Source organism: Pseudomonas sp. C7.1 (genome assembly GCF_056312395.1).
The window spans coordinates 404171-423193 of the sequence record NZ_JBWDTL010000003.1 but is presented as its reverse complement, the minus strand read 5'-3'; the positions used below and the strand labels follow the sequence as shown (position 1 = coordinate 423193).

18 protein-coding genes are annotated in these 19023 nt (G+C 60.5%); 6 read left to right on the top strand and 12 right to left on the bottom strand.

Annotated elements, in window-relative coordinates:
* Positions 1-127 precede the first annotated feature (127 nt).
* The 10 genes from AC0T4W_RS05275 to AC0T4W_RS05230 form a co-directional block, all read right to left on the bottom strand.
* Positions 128-1501, bottom strand: coding sequence for a glutamine synthetase family protein (locus AC0T4W_RS05275; protein WP_476317041.1), 1374 nt, complete (start codon positions 1499-1501; stop codon positions 128-130).
* A 280-nt stretch (positions 1502-1781) separates the two neighbouring features.
* On the bottom strand, positions 1782-2831 hold the full coding sequence (locus tag AC0T4W_RS05270; protein ID WP_476317038.1) for a TRAP transporter substrate-binding protein: 1050 nt from the start codon (positions 2829-2831) through the stop codon (positions 1782-1784).
* 209 nt (positions 2832-3040) lie between these two features.
* Positions 3041-4366 carry a TRAP transporter large permease gene (locus AC0T4W_RS05265; protein ID WP_476317035.1) on the bottom strand — a complete coding sequence of 442 codons (1326 nt, stop codon included), beginning with the start codon at positions 4364-4366 and terminating at the stop codon, positions 3041-3043.
* Positions 4366-4872, bottom strand: a complete 507-nt coding sequence (locus AC0T4W_RS05260; RefSeq protein ID WP_476317032.1) for a TRAP transporter small permease subunit — start codon at positions 4870-4872, stop codon at positions 4366-4368. Before AC0T4W_RS05260 ends, AC0T4W_RS05265 begins: the two co-directional genes overlap by 1 nt.
* A gap of 208 nt (positions 4873-5080) precedes the next feature.
* On the bottom strand, positions 5081-6295 hold the full coding sequence (locus tag AC0T4W_RS05255; protein ID WP_476316702.1) for an IS110 family RNA-guided transposase: 1215 nt from the start codon (positions 6293-6295) through the stop codon (positions 5081-5083).
* A gap of 328 nt (positions 6296-6623) precedes the next feature.
* On the bottom strand, positions 6624-7838 hold the full coding sequence (locus AC0T4W_RS05250) for an IS110 family RNA-guided transposase (protein ID WP_476317029.1): 1215 nt from the start codon (positions 7836-7838) through the stop codon (positions 6624-6626).
* Between the two features lie 297 nt (positions 7839-8135).
* Positions 8136-9245, bottom strand: a complete 1110-nt coding sequence (locus AC0T4W_RS05245; protein WP_476317026.1) for an NADH:flavin oxidoreductase — start codon at positions 9243-9245, stop codon at positions 8136-8138.
* A gap of 52 nt (positions 9246-9297) precedes the next feature.
* The gene (locus AC0T4W_RS05240) at positions 9298-9891 is read right to left on the bottom strand and encodes a TetR/AcrR family transcriptional regulator (protein ID WP_476317023.1); all 594 of its coding nucleotides are present in this window, start codon (positions 9889-9891) and stop codon (positions 9298-9300) included.
* 244 nt (positions 9892-10135) lie between these two features.
* The gene (locus AC0T4W_RS05235) at positions 10136-10423 is read right to left on the bottom strand and encodes a PA4642 family protein (protein WP_476317020.1); all 288 of its coding nucleotides are present in this window, start codon (positions 10421-10423) and stop codon (positions 10136-10138) included.
* 242 nt (positions 10424-10665) lie between these two features.
* Positions 10666-11223 (bottom strand): hypoxanthine-guanine phosphoribosyltransferase, encoded by a 558-nt coding sequence (locus AC0T4W_RS05230; protein ID WP_476317017.1) that lies wholly within the window; start codon positions 11221-11223, stop codon positions 10666-10668.
* 321 nt (positions 11224-11544) lie between these two features.
* On the opposite strand from AC0T4W_RS05230, the gene upp reads away from it, so the two are divergent.
* The gene (gene upp, locus AC0T4W_RS05225; protein ID WP_476317015.1) at positions 11545-12183 is read left to right on the top strand and encodes a uracil phosphoribosyltransferase; all 639 of its coding nucleotides are present in this window, start codon (positions 11545-11547) and stop codon (positions 12181-12183) included.
* Positions 12184-12185: 2 nt separating this feature from the next.
* Complete coding sequence (locus AC0T4W_RS05220) at positions 12186-13466, top strand: uracil-xanthine permease family protein (RefSeq protein ID WP_476317012.1); 1281 nt, start codon at positions 12186-12188, stop codon at positions 13464-13466.
* A 161-nt stretch (positions 13467-13627) separates the two neighbouring features.
* On the opposite strand, the gene hemH is transcribed toward AC0T4W_RS05220, so the two are convergent.
* Positions 13628-14650: a ferrochelatase gene (gene hemH, locus AC0T4W_RS05215; protein ID WP_476317009.1), complete on the bottom strand. Its 1023-nt coding sequence runs from the start codon at positions 14648-14650 to the stop codon at positions 13628-13630.
* A gap of 8 nt (positions 14651-14658) precedes the next feature.
* Positions 14659-15564: a TIGR01777 family oxidoreductase gene (locus AC0T4W_RS05210; protein ID WP_476317006.1), complete on the bottom strand. Its 906-nt coding sequence runs from the start codon at positions 15562-15564 to the stop codon at positions 14659-14661.
* A gap of 194 nt (positions 15565-15758) precedes the next feature.
* Here AC0T4W_RS05210 and AC0T4W_RS05205 point away from each other — a divergent pair, with 194 nt between their 5' ends.
* The 4 genes from AC0T4W_RS05205 (at position 15759) to AC0T4W_RS05190 (ending at position 19017) form a co-directional block, all read left to right on the top strand.
* Positions 15759-16751: an NAD(P)/FAD-dependent oxidoreductase gene (locus tag AC0T4W_RS05205; protein ID WP_476317004.1), complete on the top strand. Its 993-nt coding sequence runs from the start codon at positions 15759-15761 to the stop codon at positions 16749-16751.
* Positions 16748-16993, top strand: coding sequence for a TIGR02450 family Trp-rich protein (locus AC0T4W_RS05200; RefSeq protein WP_476317001.1), 246 nt, complete (start codon positions 16748-16750; stop codon positions 16991-16993). The genes AC0T4W_RS05205 and AC0T4W_RS05200 overlap by 4 nt, the downstream gene beginning before the upstream one ends.
* 123 nt (positions 16994-17116) lie before the next feature.
* Entirely contained in the window at positions 17117-18082 is a 966-nt protein-coding gene (locus AC0T4W_RS05195) for a YbgA family protein (RefSeq protein WP_476316998.1), read from the top strand.
* Positions 18079-19017, top strand: a complete 939-nt coding sequence (locus AC0T4W_RS05190; RefSeq protein ID WP_476316996.1) for a MerR family transcriptional regulator — start codon at positions 18079-18081, stop codon at positions 19015-19017. The genes AC0T4W_RS05195 and AC0T4W_RS05190 overlap by 4 nt, the downstream gene beginning before the upstream one ends.
* The last annotated feature ends 6 nt before the right edge of the window (positions 19018-19023 follow it).

Genomic DNA, 19023 nt, shown 5'->3' with positions numbered 1-19023 from the left:
CTGGATCTCGTAGGGTGGATGACGCTTTACCCATCCACCAATACGCTGGTGGATGAAAACAGCGTCATCCACCCTACCCAGCGCCTCTAGCCCCTGTGTCTACTTGCACCTGCGGTGAGGCAAGGCATCAGATAATTTCGAAATAGCGATCCAACTCCCAGTCGCTGACATGCCGGCGGTACTCGCGCTCTTCCCATTCGCGGCTGGCGGCGAAATGCTCGACAAACTCATCACCAAATAGCTCCCGCGCCGCCGTCGAAGCCTTCAGCCGTTGCGCCGCATCCCACAGGGTGCGTGGCAAAGCCAGCTCTTCCGGATGCTTCATGGCGTAGGCATTGCCCACCACCGGCTCGGTCGGCTCCCACTGCTGCATCACGCCATACAGACCGGAGCCGAGTGCCACCGATAGAGCCAGAAACGGATTGCCATCGGCCGCGCCCAGGCGGTATTCCTGGCGCTGGGATTTGTCCGTGCCGGGAATCACCCGCAGCGCGGCGGTGCGGTTTTCCACGCCCCAGGTGGCATCGGTGGGCGCCCAGAAGCCGGGAATCAGCCGGCGGTAGCTGTTCAGCGTTGGCGCCACCATGCAGAGAAATTCCGGCATCAAACGCTGCTGGCCGGCGAGAAAATGGCGTTGGATCTTGCTCATATTGTGCGCCTGGCTCGGGTCATAGAACGCCGACTTGCCGCTGGCCAGATCACGCAGGGATACGTGGATATGCCCGCTCTGCCCCGGGTACTTGCCCGACCACTTGGCCATAAAGGTGGCCATCAGGCCGTTGCGCTGGGCCAGCACTTTCATAAAGGTTTTGAACAACGCGCCCTTGTCGGCGGCGGCTTCGGCGCGGTCATAGGCAATCGCCGCCTCCAGCACGCCGGGGCCGGTTTCGGTGTGCAGGCCTTCGATGGGAAAGTCCATGCGCTCGGCCATTTCCAGAATCTCGTGGTACAGCTCGGCGTGCACCGAGTTGCGGATCATCGAGTAGCCAAACCAGTCCGGGGTAAAGGGTTTGAGGTTGCGAAAGCCCTTCTCGCGGGCCGAGTCTGGGGTTTCATCAAACATAAAAAATTCGTATTCCAGCGCGGCAAAGGCATCGAAGCCCATGGCCTTGCAGCGCTCGACCACCCGACGCAGGGTGCCGCGCGGGCAGACCTTTTCGGCCGCCCCGGCAAACTCGCAGATAAACAGCAGCATGCCGTTTTCGAACGGCAACTCCCGACAGGTATGCGGCAAAACCCGCACCGGCGCATCCGGGTAACCGGTGTGCCAACCGGTGTATTGAGCGTTGTCGTAGAGCTGGTCCTTTACGTCCCAGCCGAGCACCACATCGCAGAAGGCAAAACCGCTGTCGAGGGCAGAGAAGAACTTGCTGCGGCTGAGGTATTTGCCACGCATAACCCCATCGTTATCAAACACCCCAACCTTGATATGGCTAAGGCCCCGCTCTTCGACAATGCGCTTGGCATCCTGAACGGTTTTCACGTCTCGCGGATTGAGCATAAATGCACCTGTCTCTTGTTGTTATGACTGTCGTTATGGCCGACATCCGGGGGCAACAACAGAGTCTCAAGCGCATCCCCACAACAACCACACAATGCGCCCTGACTACCACCCAACGCCTTTAGAACACCCGGCAAAAAGCCTGTTCAGTGTGGTACAGGATTGCGCAGTTAGCTGGCTGAGCCAGGAAATATCTGCTGTTTGTCACCGCTGCACTGCATACAGCAAAACGCCCGCACCTTGCGGTGCGGGCGTGGTTTTGCGGGGCTGATCAAGGCGCCTAACGATAGGGCGCGCCAGCCTTGGCCATCAGGGCGTTGTACTTTTTGAAGATGTCCACCACCTTGGCGCAGCGCGGGCTGGTTTTGGCGATTTCGTCCCAGAACTTCAGCGCCTCGGCTTCCACCGTGGCCCACTCCTCGGCGGCGATGGAAGTCAATTGCAGCTTGCCGCCCTCGACCCGCAGTTGCGCTTCGCCGCCCCAGTACCAGTGCTGGCGATAGTAGTTGGAGCTGTCCATGCACAGCTTGAATAGGGTTTTCAGGTGCTCGGGCACCTCGGTCCACTTGTCCGAATTGGCAAAGTAGGAGCCGCACCATGCGCCGGAAATATTGTTGGTGAGGAAGTATTTGGTCACGTTGGCCCAGCCGACGGTGTAGTCCTCGGTGATGCCGGACCAGGCAATGCCGTCCAGCTCGCCGGTCTGCATGGCCACCTCGACATCTTCCCAAGGCAGGGTTACCGGGATCACGCCGAAGCGGGTAAGAAACTTGCCCGCCGTGGGAAAGGTGAAGATGCGCTTGCCCTTGAGATGTTCAAGCTTGGTGATCGGCTCCACGGTGGCGAAGTGGCAAGGGTCCCAGGCGCCGGCACCGAGCCAGGTCACGCCTTTGACTTCACCATAGGCTTCGGCCCAGATTTCATTAAGCCCGTACTGGTTGAACAGCACAGGAATGTCCAGGCTGTAGCGGGTGGCAAACGGGAAGTAGCCGCCGAACACCGAGATATCCACGGGCGCGGCGATGGAGTCGTCATCACTCTGCACCGCATCGATGGTGCCCTTCTGCATGGCGCGGAATAGCTCGCCGGTAGGCACCAGCTGGTCGGCGTAATACAGCTGAATTTCCATCTCGCCATTGGCGGCCTTGTTGAAGGCATCGATGGACGGTTTGATCACATGCTCGCCCAGGGCCGCGCCGGCATAGGTCTGCAGGCGCCAAACGATTTTCTTCGGCTCGGCGGCGTAGATATGCGCCGAACCCAGTGCCGTCGCCCCTGCTGCCCCGGTGGCCACTGCGGCGGTTTTCAGAAAACTGCGTCTCGTACTCATGCTGTTATCTCCAGGCTTGTCGATTCAGATGGCATACAACCGCACTGCCTGGCCCAAGGGGCGCTGGCAGGTTTTTCAGAGGGGCAACCTGCACCTGATTGCGACAAAGCCCTTGAGGATTGCGTACGACATAAGCGGCACATGCCGCAGCAATCCTCACTGGCTTCTATAGGTACGACTGCGCTGGCCTACAGCTGAAATTCGTGTGCTCACCCGCCGTAATGCCACTGCGGCAACCACAGGGCGATCTGCGGGAAGACCATGACCAGCACTAGCGCCAGCACCATGATCAGCACGAATGGGGTAACTGAGACGTAGATGTCGCGCAGCGAGACTTCCGGCGGAGCCATGGCGCGCATCAGGAACAGGTTGTAGCCGAAGGGCGGGGTCATGTAGGCGATCTGGCAGGTGATGGTGTAGAGCACGCCATACCAGACCAGATCAAAGCCCAGGGCACCGACCAGCGGAATATAGAGAGGGGCAACGATCACCAACATGGCGGTGTCATCGAGGAACATGCCCATGATGATGAACGACAGCTGCATCAGGATCAGCACCTGCCAGGGTCCCAGCCCGAGGCTTTCGAGGAAGAACGCCTCAATCGCCTTGACCGCACCGAGGCCATCGAACACCGCGCCAAAGCACAGCGCCGCGAGGATGATCCACATAAACATGCAGCTGATGCCGAGGGTCTTGCGCAGGGTTTCTTCCATCACACTGCGGGTCAAACGGCCCTTGACCAACGCCATCAGGGTGGCCGCTGCCGCGCCCACCGCCGAGCTTTCCACCAGGCTGGTGATGCCCATCAAAAACAGTCCGGTCATGCAGAAGAAGATAAACAGTGGCGCAAAGCCGGCCTTAAGCAGCAGCAGTTTCTCGCGCCGGCTGATCTGCCCGCGCTCGTCCTCGGACAACGCAGGCCCCAGCTCGGGCTGCAAACGGCAGCGAATGGCGATATAGAGGATAAACAGCCCCGCCATCAGCAGACCGGGAAACACCCCGGCCAACCACAGCTGGCCGACTGGTTGACGGGCGATCATGCCGTACAGCACCAGCACCACGCTCGGCGGAATCAGAATGCCCAGGGAGCTACCGGCCTGGATCACCCCGGTGACCATGATCTTGTCGTAGCCCCGGCGCAGCAGCTCCGGCAGCGCGATGCTGGCGCCGATGGCCATGCCGGCCACGCTCAGGCCATTCATCGCCGAGACCGCCACCATCAGGCCGATGGTGCCGATGGCCAGGCCGCCATTGAGCGGGCCCATCCAGACGTGGAACATCTTGTAGAGGTCTTCGGCCAACCCCGACTCAGAGAGCATGTAGCCCATAAACACGAACAGCGGCAGGGTCAGCAGCGGGTACCACTTCATCAGTTTCATGGCCGCGCTAAAGGCCATTTCCGAACCACCATCGCCCCACAGCAGCAGGGCCGCCGCCACTGCGACAAAACCAATGGCGCCAAATACCCGCTTGCCGGTAAGCAGCAGCAACATCATCGAGGAGAACATCAGCAGGGCTATCAGCTCGTAATCCATTACAGCGGTTCCCCCCGCGCGGCGGCGATGTCCTTGAACAGGGTGGCGATGGCCTGCAACAACATCAGGGCAATGCCGATGCACATGATGATCTTGATAGGGGCCATGGGCGGTGACCAGGCCGAGTAACTGGTCTCCTTGTACTCAAGGGCGTACTGGGTCGAGGAAATACCGCCGTATAGCAGGAACACCAGGTAGAAAATCAGAAAGCCGATGGTGATCGCATCGATGATCGCGCGGGTTCGTGGCGACCAGTTGCTATAGAACAGGTCCATGCGCACATGGGCATCGAGCTGCATGGAATAGGCGCCGCCGAGCAGGAAGTAGGCGACCATCAGAAACTGCGCCGACTCCAGCGTCCAGGCAGCCGGCATAAAGAAGGTCTTGCTGATCGAGGAGTACAGCAGCACGCCGAGAATGGCGAAGATCAGGTACATGGCGAAGCGCCCGACCACGCGGTTGAGCGCCTCCACTGCGTGCACAAACAGCCTGATGGCCTTGGGCATACTGCACCGCCGAATAATTGTTATTCCGAGAGCCTAGCAGCTCGTTGAAAAATGTAGGCGAGGCAGCCGAGACAAGGCAAAAACAGGCGAGGAAGCGGAGTTTACGAGCTGTAAATGAGCATTCCGAGCCTGTTTTAGCGTGAAAGAATCCATCTGACAGACGAGCGCGAACCTGCCGGACACCAGCAAAAAAACACTCGGGGGTGGTTTAGCTCGGCAGGTAGCCGAACTTCTCCAGTGCCCTGAGCCAGCGAGCTGAATTGCGTTTGACCGACAAGGCTTCATAGTCCAGGGCGCTGTCCCGGTAGTGTTCGCGCCGCTTGAGCATGTAGTAGACGGTACGTAGCAGTTTGTGAGCCAAGGCGATGATCGCGCGCTTGTAGCCACGTCGAATCACCAGTGCCTGGAACTTGGTTTTGAATACCGATGCAGTGCGGCTGGCCGAGTGCGAGAATTCGCATAACAACCGCCGCACATGAGCATTGCCCTTACGTATCTTTCCAGGTTTGTGTTTACCTGCAGACTCGTTGTTGCCTGGACAGATGCCCACCCAGGAGGCTAATCGATCAGCGCTACCAAAGGCGTCCATGTCACTGCCGATCTCAACGATGAGTAGCGCCGCGCCGATCAAGTCAACGCCGGGCAGGGTCTGCAAAAGAGACAGGGCATTGCGCTCGCTATCGAGTTCGCTGAGCAGGCGGGCTTCGAAACGGGAAATCCGCGCTTCAAGCTCTTCAATGTGCTGCATCAACTCGTCGAGCACAAAACAGTGGCTGGCCGTCGGTTCTCCTTGCAGCGCCTCGAACAGCTCTTCACGGCTGGCCTTCAGGCGGCGCGTGGCGAACTTGAGCACTTCGTGTACGGGCTGACCCGCAATGATCGCCTTGACCATGGCCCGCGCAGAACGCCCATGCAGGTCGCTCACCACGACGCCGAGACGCACCCCGCTGTCGCTCAACACCTTGTGCAAGCGGTTCTTCTCCGAGGCCAACTGGCTGACCAGCTTCTGCCGCTGCCTGGCAATCAGGCGCAACTCGCGCAGCTTGGCCGGCGGCACAAACGAGCCACGCAAGAGCCCAGCGCGCGCCAGGATCGCCAGCCAGTGAGCATCGGCTATGTCCGTTTTGCGCCCAGGTACATTTTTGACATGCCGAGCATTGACCACCTTGGCCCTGATACCCACCGCTTCCAGGGCCGCATAGGGGCTCTTCCAGTAAACGCCGGTGCTCTCCATCACCACATCGTCCGGCTGCAGAGCCGCTACCCACTCGGCCAGCGCCCGACGATCACGCTTGAACGCGCCAAACTGACGGTGCTCGACTGTGATGCGACCATCCGTCTCTTCAATCACCGCGCAGGCAGTGATCTGGGCCTGATGCACATCCAGTCCAACCACACGTTTATAAAGGGCAATCAATTCCATACCCCACCCCTCTGCTGTCTACACTCAAGATCGGGAAGGTGGCGGTGATCGAACTGAATGAGCCTGAAGGGAACAAGTCCCCAACGGCCTATTTAGCGTTCGCTCTCGAAAGAGGCAATCCGGGGTACGAGTCAGTTCGCTGGATCATGTTAACGACGGGGTGTCTCCGCCAAAAAAACTAGCGACCTCTCACCGCCACCTTCCCTATCTATAGCTCTCTTTCATCATCAGGGGTGGCGGGGCTGCCATGACTGTTAGCGTGAAAGAACCCATCTGACAGACGAGCGCGAACCTGCCGGACACCAGCAAAAAAACACTCGGGGGTGGTTTAGCTCGGCAGGTAGCCGAACTTCTCCAGTGCCCTGAGCCAGCGAGCTGAATTGCGTTTGACCGACAAGGCTTCATAGTCCAGGGCGCTGTCCCGGTAGTGTTCGCGCCGCTTGAGCATGTAGTAGACGGTACGTAGCAGTTTGTGAGCCAAGGCGATGATCGCGCGCTTGTAGCCACGTCGAATCACCAGTGCCTGGAACTTGGTTTTGAATACCGATGCAGTGCGGCTGGCCGAGTGCGAAAATTCGCACAACAACCGCCGCACATGAGCATTGCCCTTACGTATCTTTCCAGGCTTGTGTTTACCTGCAGACTCGTTGTTGCCTGGACAGATGCCCACCCAGGAGGCTAATCGATCAGCGCTACCAAAGGCGTTCATGTCACTGCCGATCTCAACGATGAGTAGCGCCGCGCCGATCAAGTCAACGCCGGGCAGGGTCTGCAAAAGAGACAGGGCATTGCGCTCGCTATCGAGTTCGCTGAGCAGGCGGGCTTCGAAACGGGAAATCCGCGCTTCAAGCTCTTCAATGTGCTGCATCAACTCGTCGAGCACAAAACAGTGGCTGGCCGTCGGTTCTCCTTGCAACGCCTCGAACAGCTCTTCACGGCTGGCCTTCAGGCGGCGCGTGGCGAACTTGAGCACTTCGTGTACGGGCTGACCCGCAATGATCGCCTTGACCATGGCCCGCGCAGAACGCCCATGCAGGTCGCTCACCACGACGCCGAGGCGCACCCCGCTGTCGCTCAACACCTTGTGCAAGCGGTTCTTCTCCGAGGCCAACTGGCTGACCAGCTTCTGCCGCTGCCTGGCAATCAGGCGCAACTCGCGCAGCTTGGCCGGCGGCACAAACGAGCCACGCAAGAGCCCAGCGCGCGCCAGGATCGCCAGCCAGTGAGCATCGGCTATGTCCGTTTTGCGCCCAGGTACATTTTTGACATGCCGAGCATTGACCACCTTGGCCCTGATACCCACCGCTTCCAGGGCCGCATAGGGGCTCTTCCAGTAAACGCCGGTGCTCTCCATCACCACATCGTCCGGCTGCAGAGCCGCTACCCACTCGGCCAGCGCCCGACGATCACGCTTGAACGCGCCAAACTGACGGTGCTCGACTGTGATGCGACCATCCGTCTCTTCAATCACCGCACAGGCAGTGATCTGGGCCTGATGCACATCCAGTCCAACCACACGTTTATAAAGGGCAATCAATTCCATACCCCACCCCTCTGCTGTCTACACTCAAGATCGGGAAGGTGGCGGTGATCGAACTGAATGAGCCTGAAGGGAACAAGTCCCCAACGGCCTATTTAGCGTTCGCTCTCGAAAGAGGCAATCCGGGGTACGAGTCAGTTCGCTGGATCATGTTAACGACGGGGTGTCTCCGCCAAAAAAACTAGCGACCTCTCACCGCCACCTTCCCTATCTATAGCTCTCTTTCATCATCAGGGGTGGCGGGGCTGCCATGACTGTTAACGCCGTATCGCCGACGCGCAGCAGATTCGAGATAGGTTCTTACACCAGGCTGGTCAACGCCTCACGACTAAACGGCAAAATGTCCTGCTCGCGGCCATCGCGTACTTTTACCGCCCAATCCGGGTCGACCAGCAGTGCGCGGCCTACGGCAACCAGGTCGAACTCCTGCTTGTTCAGGCGCTCCAGCAGGTTTCCCAGGCTGGCCGGCTGGGCCACCTTGTCGGTGTTGACCATAAACTGCAGGAACTCGCCATCCAGGCCGACGCTGCCGACGGTGATGGTTGGCTTGCCAGTAAGCTTGCGGGTCCAGCCAGCCAGGTTCAGCTCGGAGCCGTCGAACTCTGGCTCCCAGAAACGGCGAGTCGAGCAGTGGAAGATATCCACGCCAGCGTCAGACAGCGGCTTGAGAAAGGCTTCCAGGGCTTCTGGCGTTTCCACCAGACGAGCGCTGTAGTCCTGCTGCTTCCACTGCGAGAAACGGAAGATGATCGGGAATTCCGGGCCGACTGCGGCGCGTACGGCCTGGATCAACTCGATGGCAAAGCGCGAGCGGCTTGCCAGGTCACCGCCATATTCGTCGGTGCGCTGGTTGCTGCCGGCCCAGAAGAACTGGTCGACCAGATAGCCGTGGGCACCGTGGATTTCCACGCCGTCCATGCCGATGGCCTGGGCATCCTTGGCGGCCTGGGCGAAGGCGGCGATCACTTCCTTGATGTCGTCTTGGGTCATGCCGTGAACCACGACATTGCCTTCTTTGATTTTCTCGCTCGGGCCGTAGCCTGGGACGCTGGCGTCCGGCTCGGTGCCCAGTTTGCGCACATTGCCCACGTGCCACAGCTGCGGAACGATCTTGCCGCCTTCGGCATGAACTGCATCGACCACTTTCTTCCAGCCAGCCAGGGCGTCTTCACCGTAGAAGCGTGGCACGTTCGGGTAACCGTTGGCTGCCTTGTGGCCCACCGTGGTGCCTTCGGTGACGATCAAACCAACGCCTGCAGCTGCGCGGCGACGGTAGTACTCGACAACCTTGCTGTTGGGCACGCCACCCGGGGAGAAGGAACGGGTCATCGGGGCCATAACCACACGGGTCGGCAACTCCAGGTTGCCCAGGGTAAAGGGTTGGAATAGCGCTTTAACGGGATCGGTCATCATCGTTCCTCTGCCGGTTTGGTGATCGGCATAGTTAGTCGAAGGTTAAATGTCAGGCCTGCAACAGCAGTTGCAAACGTTGGATAAAGTCAGTCAGGGCGCGGGTGTTGTTCGCCACCTTGAGTCGGGTCAACGCGCCTTGCCAGGCATTGGCAATAAAGCTCGCCAGGTTGCGACAATCCTCATCGGCCGCTAGCTCGCCGGCGGCCTGGGCCTGTTCCAGGCAGGCCTGCAGGGTGTCTGCCGAGCGTTGCAGAATCGCATCGACCTGCGCGCCCAGGGTCGGTGAAAGCTCGGCCATTTCGAAGCTCAGGCTGCCAATAAAGCAGTGGTATTCCAGACGCTCCTGGCGGGCGAAGTGCTCCACCAGTTCGGCGTAATAACCGAGGATGCGCTCACGCGGGCTTAGCGCCGGATTGGCCAAGGCTTCGGCATAGCGCGCCAGGCGCGGCTGGTAGACGTGCTGCAAGGCCTGCAGGGCAAAGTCTTCCTTGCTGGCGAAGTAGTGGTAGAAGGAGCCTTTCGGCACCCCCGCCGCCTGGACGATTTCCTGCACGCCGGCACCGTGATAACCACGACGGGTCATCACCTCGGCGCCTTTGGCGAGGATCAGGTCACGCTTGTCGAGGCGGATGCTGGAGTTCATGCCGGCAAGAATATGACCGGTCGTCTCGCCCCGCCCAGCACTATTGATTTGAGTGATTACAGGCAAGAAGTGCGGCAGGAATCAGAGACTGATTTCGCGGGCATGGAACTAGGCGTCCCCCGCTCCTACAGGTATCAATGACCGTAGGAGCGGGGCATGCCCGCGATAGCTGTGGAGCAACACAGAATTGAGCGCAGCGCCAAACGCGGGACCAAGCCAGGGGAGCGGCCTGACAGAGGGGTAATCAGCCGCGAGCGGCTTTGATCACGTCTATATAAGGTTCGGCAAAGCGTTGATCCTGGATCAGCGCGATAAAGTCATTGCCCTGAGCATCCTTGGCATTCAGGTCGTAGCCGGCCTCAACGAAGAAGCCGACAAAGCGCTCGAAATCATCGATACGCAGACCACGGTAAGCCTTGACCAGTTTGTGCAGCGACGGCGGCGTGGTGTCGGCCGGTTCTACGCTGAGGAACAGCTTGATCGGCTCGTCACCAATCTCTTCGCCAATCACCTGCTTCTTGTCTTTACGCATCACTCACTCCAGCTAACCAGGCCACACGGGGCCGGCAGTGTACCTCCGGGGTGGGCAAGGGCTCAACGGATGCAGCTCAGTCGACTTTTCTAACACGCGCCACGTTTGGGCAATAGCCAACTTAGGTCAACACAGCCCGCCGCGCCTTGCTCGGGCTGTTGCTGGCAAGCCTGCAGATACCCATAGCGACCATTGGCGAACGCTTCAGCTATAGCCCGGTAGCGCAGCAAGGTAGGCTGTGCTTACAACCCTTTAACCGCGTAGATACCCGGCGCATTGCGCCAGTAGCCCTTGTAATCCATACCGTAGCCAAACACATAGCGATCAACGCAGGACATGCCGACGTAATCAGCCTTGAGGTCGGGGCGTGCTTTGCGGTCGTGGGTCTTGTCTACCAGCACGGCGATTCGCACGTTCTTGGCACCGGCATGCCGGCAGAAATCGATGATTGCGCCGAGGGTGTGCCCTTCATCGAGGATGTCGTCGATGATCAGCACGTCGCGGTCGATAAAGGAGATTTCCGGCTTGGCCTTCCAGAACAGCTCGCCGCCGCTGGTTTCATTGCGATAACGGGTGGCGTGCAGGTAGGACAATTCCAGCGGGAAGTCGAGCTTGGGTAGTAACTTGCCGGAGAAGATCAGCCCGCCGTTCATCACGCAGAACACCACGGGGTTGCTGTCGGCCATCTCGCTGTTGATGGCTGCAGCCATGGCGTCGATGGCCACTTCGACCTCGGCATTGCTGTGCAGGCAATCGGCTTCGGCCATAACTTGGCGGATATGCGCGAGATCGACGGACATGCTGTTTCCTCTTGGGAGCGGGACGGCCAGATCAGAAAACTGATCAATGCGTCAAAATAAAAAATGACCGGGAGTGATTTTTAACGTCGCGCAGCGACGGCCCGGAGGGTGGCCGCCAGGGATGGCAGGCCATAAAAGCCGGCAAAGGTACGCATCTGCGCCATGCAGAGCAAGCCCCGACAGACCAACTGCGGCAATTGCCCGCAAGCAGCGACACGTTAGCCGCTATTTCGCGACATTAGGCCATCTTGGCCCATCACTTGGCATAGCCAATGCTTTAATCTAACGCACTTTTTCGCCCGTCCTGCCGGAGACCCCGCCATGCCCATCCTTGAGATCCGCCACCCGCTGATCCGCCACAAACTCGGCCTGATGCGCCGCGCCGATATCAGCACGAAGAATTTTCGTGAGCTCGCCCAGGAAGTCGGCGCGCTGCTGACCTACGAAGCGACCAAGGATCTGCCGCTGGAAAACTGCGAGATCGAAGGCTGGTGCGGCACCGTGCAGGTGGAAAAAATCTCCGGCAAGAAGATCACCGTGGTGCCAATCCTACGCGCCGGCATTGGCATGCTTGAAGGCGTGCTCAGCCTGATCCCCGGCGCCAAGGTCAGCGCCGTGGGCGTGGCGCGCAATGAGGAAACGCTGCAAGCGCACACCTACCTGGAAAAGCTGGTGCCGGAAATCGACGAGCGCCTAGCGATGATCATCGACCCGATGCTCGCCACCGGTGGCTCGATGGTTGCCACCATCGACCTGCTGAAAAAAGCCGGCTGCAAGGAGATTCGCGCCATGGTGCTGGTCGCCGCCCCCGAGGGCATCAAGGTGGTCAACGACGCACACCCGGATGTGCTGATCTTCACCGCCTCCATCGACCAGTGCCTGAATGAACACGGCTATATCATTCCCGGCCTCGGTGATGCTGGCGACAAGATCTTCGGCACCAAGCAAAAGGACGCCTGACCATGCAGGATCATATGCAGGACGAATACAACGACCCACTCTGGCGTCAGGGCATTTCCGGCGCGCAGATGCTGTTTGTGGCTTTCGGCGCACTGGTACTGATGCCACTGATCACCGGCATGGACCCCAACGTTGCGCTGTTTACCGCCGGTATCGGCACCCTGCTGTTCCAGCTGGTGACTGGCCGTCAGGTACCGGTATTCCTGGCCTCCAGCTTTGCCTTTATCGCACCGATTCTCGCCGCCAAGGGTGAGTTTGGCCTGCCGGCAGTGCTCAGCGGCATCATCGCTTCGGGCTTGGTGTATATCCTGCTCAGTGCCGTGGTGCGGGTTAAAGGCGCCGGCTTTATCGACCGCCTGCTGCCGCCGGTGGTAATTGCCCCGGTGATCATTTCCATCGGCCTGGCGCTGTCGCCGGTAGCGGTGAACATGGCCATGGGTAAAGCCGGCGATGGCAGCGCGCAACTGGTGCCGTATGAAATCGCCATGCTGATTTCCATGTCGGCGTTGGTCACCACCGTGCTGGTCGCCGCCATGGGCAGTGGCCTGCTGCGCCTGGTGCCGATCCTTGCGGGAATCATCGTCGGCTGCATCGTCGCGGCGTTCTGCGGGGTGATCGACACCAGCAATGTCGCGGCCGCACCCTGGCTGGCGATTCCGGCATTTGTGACGCCTGAGCTGCATTGGGGCGCGATTCTGTACATCGTCCCGGTCGCCCTGGCGCCGGCCATCGAGCATATCGGCGGCGTGGTGGCGATTAGCAGCGTGACCGGCAAGAACTTTATCAAAAAGCCCGGCCTGCACCGCACCCTGCTTGGCGACGGCCTGGCCACGTCGGCTGCCGGCCTGTTCGGCGGCCCGCCTAACACCACCTATGCGGAAGTCACCGGCGCGGTGATGCTGACCAAAAACTACAACCCGAAGATCATGACCTGGGCGGCCTGCTTCGCCATCGGTCTGGCCTTTGTTGGCAAGTTCGGCACCGCGCTGCAGAGCATTCCGGTGCCGGTCATGGGCGGCATTCTCTGCCTGCTGTTCGGCTCCATCGCGGTGGTGGGTTTGAACACCCTGATCCGTCATCAGGTCGATTTGTCCGAAGCGCGTAACCTGATCATCGTCTCGGTGACCCTGGTATTCGGCATCGGCGGCATGGTGATCGGCAACAGCGACTTTGCCCTCTCCGGCATCTCGCTGTGCGCTATCTGCGCCCTGGTGCTTAACCTGGTACTGCCGGGCGGCCAAGGCTGGCGCAGCAAAACCGTGCTGGAAGAGCCGGACCTGTAAACCGCGCCCACTTATAGATGGACCTTGGATAGCGCCCCTGCGGTTCTAACAGGCTGTTGAAAACTACCTGCGCTGTCATTGCGGCGTAAACGGCCTCACAGCCTTTAGCGGTGAGACCGTTTTAACGCGGTATGCCAACGCAGGCAGCTTGCACAGGGCTGCTAAAGCATCAGCGGTGCACGCTCACTCAGTACTTTTAGCGCCGCCACCCAGCTTGGATGATCATTCAGGCACGGCACCAGCTGCAGGCTCTCGCCGCCGGCTTCGACAAACTGCTCGCGGCCACGGTCGCCGATTTCTTCCAGGGTTTCGATGCAGTCGGCGACGAAGGCTGGGCACATCACCAGCAATTTCTTCACCCCCTGTTTGGCCAGCTCGTCGAGACGGCTTTCGGTGTAGGGCTCGATCCACTTGTCACGACCCAAGCGCGACTGGAACGACACCGACCACTGCTCGGGCTTGAGCCCCATGCGCTGGGCAAACAGCTCAGCACTGCGCATGCACTGGGCGCGGTAACAGGTGGCCAACACTTCGGGCGAGGCCGTGCGGCAGCAATCGGCACCTTTCAGGCAATGCTTGCTGGGGTCGAGCTTGCGCAAGTGACGTTCCGGCAGGCCGTGGAAGCTCAGCAGCAGATGATCGAATTCCTGCTCCAGATAAGGCTTGGCGCTGTCGACCAGGGCGTCCAGGTATTCCGGCTGGTCATAGAACGGCGGCAGGATGGAAAAGCGAATGGGCAGCTGCTGCTCACGCACCACCCGCTTGGCCTCTTCGATCACCGTAGTGGTGGTGCTGTCGGCAAACTGTGGGTACAGCGGCGCCAGTGTGACCTGCTTGATGCCCTGGGCAGCCAGACGGGTCAGCACGGTTTGCAACGACGGCTCGCCATAACGCATGGCCAGTTCCACCGGGCCGTGCGTCCAGGAAGCCTTCATCGCCTGATGCAGGCGCTTGCTCAGCACCACCAGCGGCGAACCTTCATCCCACCAGATGGAAGCGTAGGCATGCGCTGAGGCTGCCGGGCGCTTGATCAAAATCAGCGAAACCAGCAAGCGCCGCAGCGGCCAAGGCAGGTCGACGACATAGGGGTCCATCAGAAACTGGTTGAGGTAACGGCGCACATCGGCCACGTCAGTGGAGGCCGGCGAGCCCAGGTTTACCAACAGCAGAGCGTGATCGGTCATGTAAAGTCCTAGTCCGGTTGGCCGAGCAAGTCCGCCAGGGCCACATCGAGATGAGTAAAACGAAAACTGAAGCCAGCCTCTTGCAAGCGCGTCGGCATCGCGCGCTGGCCACCGAGCAGCAACACCGACAACTCACCCAGCAGCGCACGCAGAGCAAACGCCGGGGCCGGCATAAAGGCCGGACGATGCAGCTCGCGACCCAGGGCCTGGCTGAAGGCGCGGTTACGCTCAGGCGTTGGCGCGCAGGCATTATAAGGACCGCTGGCCTGCTCCTGCTGCAGGAGAAAATCAATCAGGGCGATTTGATCGCTCAGATGAATCCACGGCATCCACTGCCGACCATTACCCAGCGGGCCACCCAGGCCCAGCTTGAACGGCAGCAGCAGACGTTTGAGAAAACCACCGTCGCGGGCCAGTACCAGACCGGTGCGCAGTAACACCACGCGGATGCCCAGCTCTTCGGCACGCAGAGCGGTTTCTTCCCAGGCGCCGCACAACTGCGCGGCGAAATCCTCGCTGACCGGCGGCGAATCCTCATGCAGCTCGCGCTCGCCGCCATCGCCATACCAGCCCACCGCCGAACCGGATAGCAACACCTGCGGTTTGTGCTCGCGGCTCTGCAGCCAGGCCAGCAATTGTTCGGTCAGGCCAATCCGGCTGGCCCACAGCAGCGCCTTACGCTTGCGCGTCCAGGGCCGGTCGGCAATCGGCGCGCCGGCCAGGTTGACCACAGCATCCAGCGGTTCCTCAGCCAGCTCATCGAGCCGGCCAATGCCACGCACCGCGTCACCGCACAGGGCCGCAACCTGCTCAGGCCTGCGGCTCCACACCGTCAATTGGTGACCCTGCTGCAACCAGTGCCGGCACAGCGCCCGCCCGATCAAACCGGTTCCGCCTGTGAGAAGAATGTGCATAAGAACGCCCTCGCATGACCTTTGCATAAGTGGTAATAACCGACGGATTAATGCCGTTTGTGGCTTCAATCCGGCTGCAGGTTGTCTTAACTATAGAAAGGCAAGATCGACTCCGGCATAGCTTATACAGAAAAACCATATTGTATAGCTTTTGTCTAAAGCGTAGCCTAGCGCTTGAAAATACGAGGTAGACCATGACCGCTCTTCATCCCATCGCCATCATCGGTACCGGCATCGCCGGGCTGTCTGCCGCACAGGCGCTGCATGCCGCCGGGCATCCCGTGCACCTATTCGACAAGAGCCGCGGCAGTGGCGGACGCATGGCCAGCAAACGCAGCGATGCTGGCGCGCTGGACCTTGGCGCGCAGTATTTCACCGCCCGCGATCGCCGCTTTGTCGAGGTGGTGCAACAGTGGCAAGCCCGTGGCTGGGTCGCCGAATGGACCCCCAGTCTCTACAACTTCAATAACGGCCAGCTCAGCGCCTCGCCGGATGAACAAGTGCGCTGGGTCGGCAGCCCGCGCATGAGTGCAATTACCCGCGCCATGCTCGGCGCATTACCGGTGAGCTTCTCCTGCCGCATCACCGAAGTGTTTCGCGGTGAGCAGCATTGGCACCTGCAGGATGCGGAAGGCAACAGCCACGGCCCGTTCAGCCATGTGATCGTCGCCACCCCGGCGCCGCAGGCTACAGCGCTGCTGTCCAGCGTGCCAAAACTGGCTGGCGCCGCCGCCAGCGTGGCCATGGACGCGACCTGGGCAGTGGCCCTGGCGTTTGCCAGTCCACTGGAAACCCGCGTCGAAGGCTGCTTCGTGCAGGACAGCCCGCTCGACTGGCTAGCGCGCAACCGCAGCAAACCCGGCCGCGACACACACCTCGACACTTGGGTGCTGCACGCCACCAGCCAGTGGACCAAGCAGCACCTGGACATGCCCAAGGAAGCGGTGACCGAACACCTGCACGGCGCCTTCGCCGAACTGATCGGCTGCGCCGTGCCCGCCCCCACCTTCAGCCTGGCGCACCGCTGGCTTTACGCCCGCCCAGCCAGCGCGCACCAGTGGGGTGTACTGGCCGATGCCGACCTCGGCATCTACGCTTGCGGCGACTGGTGCCTGTCCGGCCGTGTCGAAGGCGCCTGGCTGAGCGGCCAGGAAGCGGCGCGACGCTTGCTCGAACATCTGCAATGAGCACTCAAGCGCGCGCCATGCAAGCCAAGCATCGGCTAAATCCACGCAAGCTGCTGTTGTCGAAATGGACTGCAGCGCAACCGCAGAACCGCGAGAAGCACTTTCTCGTCACCGAACTGTTCTGCGACGAAGACGGCACGGTGCTGCAGATCGAACTGCAGGCCGTACTCAACCAACGCTGCCAACGCATGGACTGGCGCGCACTGGAAAATCCCGAGCACTGGCGCATGGGCTGGAAATAATAAGCCAGAGGCAAAACCTTACAACAGTTGTACAAAAATATTGACTTGTACAATTACAAACCTATGATGAACTCAAGTTGTACACCCACCACGACCTGTACAAGTCGTCATCAGAGGTTGCCCATGAGCCCATCCGCAAACGCCACTGGCAAACCCAAACTGGGCATTAGCGCCTGCCTGCTGGGTTCCGAGGTGCGCTACAACGGCGGCCACAAGGAATCGCGCCTGTGCAGCCGCACCCTCAGCGAATATTTCGACTTCGCTCCGCTGTGCCCGGAAGTAGCCATCGGCATGGGCATCCCGCGTGAACCGATCCGCCTGGTCGGCGATCCGCTGGCACCACGCGCCGTGGGCACGGTCAACCGCACAGTAGATGTCACTGCACCATTGGCCGCCTATGGCGAACGCATGGCCGGCGAGCTGACGGATATCTGCGGCTACATTTTTATGCAGCAGTCGCCATCCTGCGGCCTGCACCGGGTCAAGGTTTATCAGGACAATGGCCGGCCGAGCGAGCCGGGCCGTGGCATCTTCGCTCAGGCTTTCTGCGCGCGTCATCCCAACCTGCCGGTGGAAGAAGATGGCCGCCTCAACGACCCGATCCTGCGCGAGAATTTCATCACCCGCGTGTTTGCCTATGCCGAGTGGCAACAGCTGTTGCGTGATGGCCTGACGCGCAAGCGCCTGATCGACTTCCACTCGCGCTACAAATACCTGCTGATGGCCACCAACCCCATGCAGTACAAACTACTCGGGCGCATGCTCGGCGACCTCGGCCAGCACGACCTGAATGAACTGGCGCCGCGTTATTTCAGCGAACTGATGAGCGCGCTGAAAAGCTGCGCCACCCGCCGCACCCACAGCAATGTGCTGCAGCACATCAGCGGCTATCTCAAGCAAGCGCTGAGCAGCGAAGAAAAGCAGGAAATGCAGCAGCTGATCGACCAATACCGCCATGGCGTGGTGCCGCTGGTGGTGCCCATGACCTTGCTCAAGCATCACTTCCGCCGTCATCCGGATACCTACATCGCGCAGCAGGTCTACCTGCAGCCGCACCCGGAAAACCTCAGCCTGCGTAACGCGTTATGAGTCTGGAGCCAATCAGCGCAGGCGCCGCCGACGATTACCAGGCGGCCATCGCCCAGGGGTTTATGCCAATCCGCGATGTGGCGCGCATCACCGGGGTAAACGCCGTGACTCTGCGCGCTTGGGAACGGCGTTATGGCTTGATCGTGCCGCACCGCACGCCCAAGGGTCATCGCCTGTATTCCAATGAACATGTAGCGCGTATCCAGGCGATTCTCACCTGGCTCAATCGCGGCGTCTCTGTCAGCCAGGTCAAGGGCCTGCTGCGTTCCAACCAGCCGGCCTTCGCCGAAGCCAGCTCGCAGTGGGAAGCGCGGCGCCAGCAGTTGCAGGAAGCCATCTGCAACCTCAACGAGCGCCGCCTGGATGACTGTTTCAACAGCGAACTGGCGCTCTACCCGCCGCATACCCTGTGTCAGCAACTGCTCCTGCCGCTGCTCGAAGAACTCGAGCTGCGCTGGCGTAACCAGGTTGGTGCACAGGCTGAGCGGGTGTTCTTCTACTCTTGGATGCGCAGCAAATTCGGCGCGCGGCTGTACCACAACAATCGCCAGTACAACGGTGCGTCGCTGCTGTTGATCAACGTCTCCGACCTGCCGATGGCCCCCGGCATGTGGCTCACCGCCTGGCTGGCGAGCAGTGCCGGCTGCCCGGTGGAGGTCTTCGACTGGCCGCTATCACCGACGGAGCTGGCCCTGGCAGTCGAGCATATTCAACCGCGCGCGGTGCTGCTGTATTCCAGCCAGGCGCTCAATAGCACCCACCTGCAGCGCCTGCTTGGCGGCTATGACTGCCCCTGCCTGCTGGTCGGTCAGGTGGTGCAGATCCACGCCGAAGAATTAGTCGCCATCACCGCGCAGAACGCCGAACTGAGCTTGGCTGCCGACCCGCTGGCCGCGCTGCACAGCCTTACCGACCTCAACCTGCTGCACAGCTGATGGGAA

What these genes read in the sequence shown, in the direction of transcription:
- AC0T4W_RS05275 (WP_476317041.1), bottom strand. Translation starts at nt 1,501, where the DNA reads ATGCTCAATCCGCGAGACGTGAAAACCGTTCAGGATGCCAAGCGCATT.
- AC0T4W_RS05270 (WP_476317038.1), bottom strand. Translation starts at nt 2,831, where the DNA reads ATGAGTACGAGACGCAGTTTTCTGAAAACCGCCGCAGTGGCCACCGGG.
- AC0T4W_RS05265 (WP_476317035.1), bottom strand. Translation starts at nt 4,366, where the DNA reads ATGGATTACGAGCTGATAGCCCTGCTGATGTTCTCCTCGATGATGTTG.
- AC0T4W_RS05260 (WP_476317032.1), bottom strand. Translation starts at nt 4,872, where the DNA reads ATGCCCAAGGCCATCAGGCTGTTTGTGCACGCAGTGGAGGCGCTCAAC.
- AC0T4W_RS05255 (WP_476316702.1), bottom strand. Translation starts at nt 6,295, where the DNA reads ATGGAATTGATTGCCCTTTATAAACGTGTGGTTGGACTGGATGTGCAT.
- AC0T4W_RS05250 (WP_476317029.1), bottom strand. Translation starts at nt 7,838, where the DNA reads ATGGAATTGATTGCCCTTTATAAACGTGTGGTTGGACTGGATGTGCAT.
- AC0T4W_RS05245 (WP_476317026.1), bottom strand. Translation starts at nt 9,245, where the DNA reads ATGACCGATCCCGTTAAAGCGCTATTCCAACCCTTTACCCTGGGCAAC.
- AC0T4W_RS05240 (WP_476317023.1), bottom strand. Translation starts at nt 9,891, where the DNA reads ATGAACTCCAGCATCCGCCTCGACAAGCGTGACCTGATCCTCGCCAAA.
- AC0T4W_RS05235 (WP_476317020.1), bottom strand. Translation starts at nt 10,423, where the DNA reads ATGCGTAAAGACAAGAAGCAGGTGATTGGCGAAGAGATTGGTGACGAG.
- AC0T4W_RS05230 (WP_476317017.1), bottom strand. Translation starts at nt 11,223, where the DNA reads ATGTCCGTCGATCTCGCGCATATCCGCCAAGTTATGGCCGAAGCCGAT.
- upp (WP_476317015.1), top strand. Translation starts at nt 11,545, where the DNA reads ATGCCCATCCTTGAGATCCGCCACCCGCTGATCCGCCACAAACTCGGC.
- AC0T4W_RS05220 (WP_476317012.1), top strand. Translation starts at nt 12,186, where the DNA reads ATGCAGGATCATATGCAGGACGAATACAACGACCCACTCTGGCGTCAG.
- hemH (WP_476317009.1), bottom strand. Translation starts at nt 14,650, where the DNA reads ATGACCGATCACGCTCTGCTGTTGGTAAACCTGGGCTCGCCGGCCTCC.
- AC0T4W_RS05210 (WP_476317006.1), bottom strand. Translation starts at nt 15,564, where the DNA reads ATGCACATTCTTCTCACAGGCGGAACCGGTTTGATCGGGCGGGCGCTG.
- AC0T4W_RS05205 (WP_476317004.1), top strand. Translation starts at nt 15,759, where the DNA reads ATGACCGCTCTTCATCCCATCGCCATCATCGGTACCGGCATCGCCGGG.
- AC0T4W_RS05200 (WP_476317001.1), top strand. Translation starts at nt 16,748, where the DNA reads ATGAGCACTCAAGCGCGCGCCATGCAAGCCAAGCATCGGCTAAATCCA.
- AC0T4W_RS05195 (WP_476316998.1), top strand. Translation starts at nt 17,117, where the DNA reads ATGAGCCCATCCGCAAACGCCACTGGCAAACCCAAACTGGGCATTAGC.
- AC0T4W_RS05190 (WP_476316996.1), top strand. Translation starts at nt 18,079, where the DNA reads ATGAGTCTGGAGCCAATCAGCGCAGGCGCCGCCGACGATTACCAGGCG.